Raw genomic sequence first — 803 nt, forward strand, 5'->3', positions numbered from 1 at the left:
AAAAAACACTGAGCAGCAAGATATTCAACTTTTGCATCGCATCAGAGAGCGAAGAATAAAATTCAGAACAGCAATAATAAATCAAACACGAGGACTATTAGCTGAGTACGGCATAATTATCGCCCGAGGGGCAAATCAGGTTAGAAAAGCAGTACCTGATATTTTAGAAGATGCAGACAATAAACTAACCGTGTTATCACGCAGACACATAGCGAGTTTGTATGACGAGTTGACCGAGCTGGATAAACAAGTCAATGCTTTGGATAAAGAAATCAGTGAACTTAGCAATACAAAAGAAGTATGCCAAAGGTTAAAAACAATGACAGGAATAGGGGCAATCATAGCAACGGCTTTTTACAGTGCAATAGGGGATGGAAAAGACTTTAAAAATGGTCGTCATGTATCCGCATGGCTTGGTTTAGTTGCTAAACAGCATACAACGGGTGATAACCCTAAGTTAAAAGGGATAAGTAAACGAGGGAATACTTATTTAAGAACACAGCTAATTAATGGCGCAAGAGCAGCCTTAGTAAAAGCTGAAAACAAAACCGATAAAGTGAGTGAATGGGCAAACAATTTACGTAAGCAACTGCCATTTAATAAAGCCGTTGTGGCCTTAGCCAATAAGATGGCAAGAATGGCATGGGCGATGGTTGTAAAGAAAGAAGACTATAAGTTTGCTTAACGCTGATATTCATTGGCAAAACTAAACAAGGTTCACCAGCAAGAATTGCAAAGATAGACATTGACGGGAAACGGTTCAGAGCCGCTCTATTAAAACCTGATAATACCAAGGGCTGTTA

General features: G+C 39.2%; 1 protein-coding gene. It reads left to right on the plus strand.

The window, feature by feature from the left end; translation table 11 throughout:
- Positions 1-685: IS110 family transposase (locus D9603_RS19645; RefSeq protein ID WP_128732579.1), on the plus strand; the 685-nt coding region annotated here is incomplete at its 5' end.
- Between the last annotated feature and the right edge of the window lie 118 nt (positions 686-803).

It is taken from the genome of Pseudoalteromonas sp. PS5, from assembly GCF_004103255.1.
GTDB classification, from domain to species: domain Bacteria; phylum Pseudomonadota; class Gammaproteobacteria; order Enterobacterales; family Alteromonadaceae; genus Pseudoalteromonas; species Pseudoalteromonas peptidolytica.